The sequence below is a fragment of the Litorivivens sp. genome, from assembly GCF_041624475.1.
Classification (GTDB): domain Bacteria; phylum Pseudomonadota; class Gammaproteobacteria; order Pseudomonadales; family Spongiibacteraceae; genus Litorivivens.
The window spans coordinates 118803-125156 of record NZ_JBFJUX010000011.1; the positions used below are offsets into that span (position 1 = coordinate 118803).

Sequence of the window (6354 nt, forward strand, 5' to 3'; positions counted from 1 at the left end):
TGCCATGAGAAAGTTTATGTACACCGCCATCACCCTGCTCACCCTGAGCGTGGTGTTCGGAGCGATCTTTGGCTGGATCGAATTTCGGGATCGGATGGTGGACGGTTTTGTTGCGGCCTATGTGCCGCCGCCGGTTGGCGTTGAGGCAAATGCCGCCCTTGAAGAGCAGTGGGATATAACGCTCTCCGCCGTTGGTACGGTAAAGGCGGTTAACGGCGTAGATATAACGACGGAAGCCAATGGCCTCATTAAAGAGATCTACTTTGCCTCGGGTCAGGAAGTGGAAGAGGGCGATGTGCTGGTCCAGCTCGACGACGACGTTGAGCAAGCCAACCTGAAAAGCTTCAAGGCTCAGTACCGTCTTGCCAAGATTAACTATGATCGCGACTCGCGGCTGATGCGCAGCAATGCGATTTCCCGCACAGACTTTGACAAGGTGGAAGCGCAGCTCGCCGATATGAAGGCGCAGGTGGAGCGCACCGAGGCCATTATCGCCCAGAAAAAAATCAAGGCACCCTTTTCCGGGCGACTGGGTATAAGGCAGGTTAACGTTGGAGAATATATCAAGAGCGGTGACGATATTGTCACGCTGCAGGCTCTTGACGAGCTGCTTATCGAGTTTTCGGTGCCGGAATATCACACACCAAAGCTTTACGTCGGCCAGAAGCTTCGCTTCACGGTCACGGCTTTTGGTGAGCGAGTGTTTGAAGCGACGGTTACGTCTATCAATTCGAAGGTTGATGAAACCACCCGCAATATTCAAGTGCAGGGTAATTTCGAGAATGAAACGGGTGCGATTCTGCCGGGCATGTTTGCCAATGTCAGCGTGATACTGGAGCAGCAGCAATCGGTAGTGACGGTACCCCAGACGTCGGTGAGTTATTCCCTGTACGGCGATTCGGTGTTTGTGGTGTCCGAGCAGGATCTCAATCTGAAAACGCCGGATACAACGATCAATGTGTTTGGTCTGGAAATCGACCTTTCAAAAATCCACAAGATGGAAGTTCCCCCGGAGCGCGGCCTGGCTGTCAATCGACGCTACGTGAAGTTGGGTGAACGGCAGGGCAACCGTGTGGCTATTGTCGAGGGCGTCGAACCGGGTGAAATGGTGGTGACGGCGGGGCAGCTGAAGCTCAACAACGGCACCCGTGTCGAAGTCATCGAGCAGGCACCATAGGGGCGCTATGAATTTCACCGATATTTTCATTCGTCGCCCGGTTCTGGCCTGTGTGCTCAGCTTACTGCTGCTGGTAACCGGCCTGAAGGCCTTTACCGGCCTGCAGCTGCGTCAGCATCCGGAAATTACCTATCCCGCCATTAACGTCACAACGGTCTATCCCGGTGCCTCGGCGGCCTTGATGAAAGGCTTTGTGACGACACCCATCCTGTCGGCGCTGAGTTCGGCGGAAGGTATTTCCTATATAACCGCCACCAGCACCGATAGCACCTCGACCGTCACCGCCTTTCTGACGCCAGACTATGACGTGGATTCGGCCTTTCTGGAAGTCAGCGCCAAGGTCAACAAGGTGCGGACTGAACTGCCGCGTGAATCTGAAAACCCGCTGGTTGAAAAAATGGAAAGTGCCAGCGGTGACATTCTGCAGTACATCAGTTTTGTCAGCGAGGTGATGAGCCAGGAGCAGATAACCGATTATCTGAGCAAGGTGATTCTGCCTGAGATCAATACCATTGAGGGCGTCAGTCGGGCGCAGATTCGCGGCAAACGCACCTTCGCCATGCGCATCTGGCTGGACAGTGACCGGATGGCCTCATTGGGTATTTCAACCGAAGACGTCGAAACGGCTCTCGCAAGTAACAATTATCAGAGTGCCGCGGGCAAAATTGAGGGCGAGTTTGTTCGTATCTCGGTGACTGCTGATACAGACCTGAATTCACGCCAGGAATTTGAAGATATTGTCGTGCGCGGCAATGGCCAGACCCTGATTCGCTTGAAAGATATTGCGCGGGTGGAGCTCGGCGCCGAACACTATCGGGACGTTATTCGCTACGGCGGCCAGCGCACGGTGTTTCTGCAAACTACGGCCTCTGCAAGCGCCAACCCTGTTGAGGTGGCCGCCAATGTCCGCGAGGCCCTGCCACAGCTGGAAAAACAGCTGCCCCCCGAGCTTAAGATGGAGGTGGTCTTTGATACCACCGTGTCCATTGAAAAGTCGATCAATGAGGTTATCAAAACCCTGCTTGAGGCCAGTGTGATTGTGGTACTGGTTATCCTGATCTTCCTCGGCAACTTCCGCGCGGTGTTGATACCGGTTGTCACCATACCCCTGTCGCTGATCGGGGTGATGGTATTGATGCTGATGATGGGCTTCTCGCTGAATCTGCTGACCCTGCTGGCGATGGTGTTGGCGATTGGTCTGGTGGTGGATGACGCCATCGTGGTGCTGGAAAATATCCAGCGCCATATGGAAGAGGGCGAGACGCGCTATCAGGCGGCCTTGAAAGGCGCGCGCGAAATTGCCTTCCCGGTTATCGCCATGACCTTTACCCTCGCGGCGGTCTATGGGCCGGTAGGCTTTCTCGAAGGGCTTACCGGCGCCCTGTTTACCGAATTTGCCTTTACCCTGGCGGCGGCGGTCATTGTTTCCGGTGTGGTGGCCTTAACCCTGTCGCCCATGATGTGTTCGCGTATGTTGCCCGAACAGGTGTCTGAGGGGCGCTTTGCGCAAGGGGTGAACTCGGTACTGGATGGTCTGACCCAGTTGTATCTGCGAGCGCTTGATGAAGCGATCAAGATGCGTTGGTTGACGGTACTTTTTTGCGCGATCATCCTGAGTTGTATCTACTTTCTCTACGACTCCATTGCCCAGGAGCTGGCCCCGCTTGAAGATGATGGGGTGGTGGTGGTTACCGGCACCGGACCCATCGATGCCAACTCGGATTACATGGAAAAATATGTCGCCCAGACCGAGAAACCGATCGCGGAGATTCCGGAGCGCGAGCGCAGCTTTTTCTGGGTGTCGGACTCCAATGTGTTTTCGCTGGTGCTGCTCTCGGATTGGGAAGATCGAGAGCGCAGCGCCAAGGAGATACAGGACTCGCTGCTCTCTGAGCTGAACAAGGTAACCGGCCTTCAGCTTTATACCTATAATTTCCCGCCTTTGCCGGGGGCGGCCGGCGGTCTGCCGGTGCAGTATGTGTTGACCTCAACGCTGTCGGACGAACTGCTGTTTCAGGTGGCGCAGCGGATCACCGAAGAGGCCTCGACCAGCGGTTTGTTTACCTACGTCAGCCAGGACCTGAAGTTCAACAAACCCGAACTGGTCGTGTCTATCGATCGCTCCCTTGCCGGTGAGATGGGCGTCACCATGGAGGCTATCGGCAAGACGCTGGCGACTTATCTGGGTGAGGCCAACAGCGGCCGATTCAGTGTGGATAACCGCAGCTACAAGGTCATTGCCCAGGCCGATTCCCGTTTCCGCTTGAACCCGGAGGCATTGGCCAACTACCACGTGCCCGCGGTGACCGGTGAAATGGTGCCGCTCTCGACGTTCGTGTCCACTGAACTACGTTCCTCGCCAAATAAGCTGAGTCAGTTCCAGCAGCTCAATGCCACCTACATTGGCGCCATGCTGGCACCCGGTGTCAGCATGGGGCAGGCCATTGAGTATCTCGATGAGCTTTCCGAGAAAACCTTGCCCGATGGTTTCAGCCACGATTATATGGGGCAGTCGCGCCAGTTTCTGGAAGAGGGTAATGTGCTGTTGGCGACCTTCGGCTTCTCGGTACTATTGATCTATCTGGTGCTGGCCGCCCAGTTCGAGAGCTTCCGCGACCCGATTATTGTTTTGATCAGTGTGCCGATGTCGATTTGTGGCGCGCTGATTCCTTTGGCGCTGGGTCTGTCGACCATGAATATCTATTCCCAGATCGGCTTGATTACCCTGATCGGGCTGATCAGTAAGCACGGCATACTGATTGTGGACTTTGCCAATAATCTGCAGGAGTCAGACGGTCTGAGTATTCGCGAAGCGGCCAAGCAGGCTGCGGCGGTGCGGCTGCGGCCGATTCTGATGACAACGGCCGCCATGGTTTTTGGGGTGCTGCCCCTGTTGATGGCTACCGGCGCCGGGGCTCAGAGCCGTTTCAGCATTGGTCTGGTGATTACGGCGGGCATGTCTATTGGCACGCTGTTTACCCTGTTTGCGGTGCCGGTGCTTTACACCTTTTTCGCGCGTGTGCGCAAACCACTACCAGTTAGTTCATAGTTCAGGAGAAGCGGATGAAAGGCGAAGACTATATTCAGCAGGCGTTACAAACCGAATCACAGCCCAGCGAAGAACAGATGTCGCGGGTCAATCTGCGTATCCTGCACGCTCTGATGGGCCTGCAAACGGAAACCGGCGAATTGACGGATGCGGTCAAGCGTCACATTTTCTACGGCACGCCGCTGGACAAGGTAAACCTGGTCGAAGAGATTGGCGATGTGTTCTGGTACATCGCCATTCTGATGGATGAACTCAAGGTAGATGTGGGCGATAAGGCGAGCTTTGAGCACGCCATGAAGGTCAACATCGAAAAGTTGCGCGCCCGCTACCCGAATAAATTTACCGAATACGATGCGGTGAATCGCAACCTGGATACCGAGCGTAAAATACTCGAGCAGTAAGGTACCTGCTCTACAGAGACGGCCACTTCGGTGGCCGTTTTTCGTTAAAAGCCGCCATGGCTTCTTCCATGCAGCCGGTAAAGTAGCCGAGCACCTGCGTTCTGTTTTCAATCTCCATGGCTTCGCGCAGGCTGCTGGCATTTACGTTACTGCGCAGCCCTTTTTTGGTCATCCACACCCCGTATTCGGCGTTGTCCCGAATCATCCGGGCTTTTTCCAGACAGGCATCGATTAGCTGTTCGGGCTCAACCGTCCGTGATGTCAGGCGCAGCTCGCGCGCCTCAGCAGCATCGATAATCCTGCCGGTCAGCATCAGGTCGCTGGCGTCTGACAGGCCAATGATACGCGGCAGAAAATAGCTGGTGCCCACATCGCAGGAGGACAGTCCGGTTTTGATAAACACCGAGCCAAAGCGGGCTTTAGTGGACGCGATACGCAGATCGCAGGCCAGTGTAATCGCGAGACCTCCGCCTACAGCGACGCCATTAACGGCGGCAATGACCGGCTTGTCGCACTCATTGATGGCGAGCATAAGCTCGGCCAGATATTCCTGAAATTTGTACACGTAACCCAGTTGGCCCATCCCCTCGGTGCCGGGAATGGAGCCGGGCGCAGCGCCGGTATTGCTCAGATCCGCGCCGGCGCAAAAGCCCTTTCCGGCGCCGGTAATGATAATGACCCGGTTCGTTCGGTCGTTATTGAGCTGATCGAGAGTCTGACGTAGATCGCTGATCATCTGTTCGTTTAGAGCATTCAGCGTCTCTGGGCGGTTCAGGGTTATTAGCGCAATCCCGGTTTCGGGTGTGTCTATCTGCAAGGTTTTCATAGGGCGGTTTCCTCCTGACGATTGAGTATAATCCCCAGCGCGAAGGCGGAAGTTAACGATCGTATAGGGAGGTTGAGGATGGCGGCACCACTTCGATTCAGGGCGGGGCCCGCAGCGCGCCGTATTATTGAGCGCGACGGATTGCAGCCGGACCGGATAGCCGCTATGGCGGGCGCCGCCGGTGGTCCCAAGTGGCTGGTGCTGGCTGCGCTGGACAAGTTTCTGTTTGGCGAGTGGCTGCGACCCAGAACAAAGCCCTTGCCGCTGGTAGGCTCATCCATCGGTAGCTGGCGTTTTGCGGCCGTCTCAACGGCCGACCCCATTGCCGCTATCAGCCGTCTTGAACGCTTGTATGTTGAGCAGTGTTACAGTGGCAAGCCTTCCCTGCGCGAAGTGACAGAGACTGCCAGCCGTCTTTTAGATGAGCTGCTAGGCGATTCCGGCGTTTCCGAGATATTGAACCACCCCTGGGCACGGCTGCACGTGGTGACTGCTTTGTGCCGGGGCTGGACCGGTCTGGATGCAAAATTGCCGATGGGGCTGGGCTTTGGCGCCGCTACCTTGCTGAATGCCTGTAAGCGCGACTGGTTGGCGCTCTTTCTGGCGCGCCATGTTTTTGTCGACCGGCGAGCAGGGAGCTTGCCAGAGTCTGCCTTTCCGGGCTTTGCCACCAAACTGCTGCCACTGGTGGATAACAATCTGCAGCAAGCGCTGTTGGCCAGCGGCTCCATTCCTTTTGTGCTTGAGGCCATTGAGATGCCCAATGAGCCCGGCTACTACCGGGACGGGGGCATGATTGACTACCACATGGATTTGCCCCTGAGTCGGGATGGGCTGGTGCTGATGCCGCATTTTTCCAAAACGCTCCTGCCGGGCTGGCTGGACAAGTTCAGGGCCTCCC

The 6354-nt window shown here is 56.0% G+C and carries 5 protein-coding genes; 4 read left to right on the forward strand and 1 reads right to left on the reverse strand.

What is annotated here, in order from left to right:
• The first annotated feature begins 4 nt into the window (after window positions 1-4).
• The 3 genes from ABY734_RS12430 to ABY734_RS12440 are packed head-to-tail and all read left to right on the forward strand — an operon-like array spanning window position 5 to window position 4627.
• Window positions 5-1177 (forward strand): efflux RND transporter periplasmic adaptor subunit, encoded by a 1173-nt coding sequence (locus tag ABY734_RS12430; RefSeq protein WP_372779550.1) that lies wholly within the window; start codon window positions 5-7, stop codon window positions 1175-1177.
• 7 nt (window positions 1178-1184) lie between these two features.
• Entirely contained in the window at window positions 1185-4226 is a 3042-nt protein-coding gene (locus ABY734_RS12435) for an efflux RND transporter permease subunit (protein WP_372779551.1), read from the forward strand.
• A 14-nt stretch (window positions 4227-4240) separates the two neighbouring features.
• Window positions 4241-4627, forward strand: coding sequence for a nucleoside triphosphate pyrophosphohydrolase family protein (locus ABY734_RS12440; protein WP_372779553.1), 387 nt, complete (start codon window positions 4241-4243; stop codon window positions 4625-4627).
• A 10-nt stretch (window positions 4628-4637) separates the two neighbouring features.
• Here the strand turns inward: ABY734_RS12440 and ABY734_RS12445 are convergent, their stop codons facing one another.
• On the reverse strand, window positions 4638-5444 hold the full coding sequence (locus tag ABY734_RS12445) for an enoyl-CoA hydratase/isomerase family protein (protein ID WP_372779560.1): 807 nt from the start codon (window positions 5442-5444) through the stop codon (window positions 4638-4640).
• Window positions 5445-5531: 87 nt separating this feature from the next.
• Between ABY734_RS12445 and ABY734_RS12450 the strand changes: the two genes are divergently transcribed.
• Window positions 5532-6354 (forward strand): patatin-like phospholipase family protein (locus ABY734_RS12450; protein WP_372779555.1); only part of this gene is annotated, 823 nt, incomplete at its 3' end.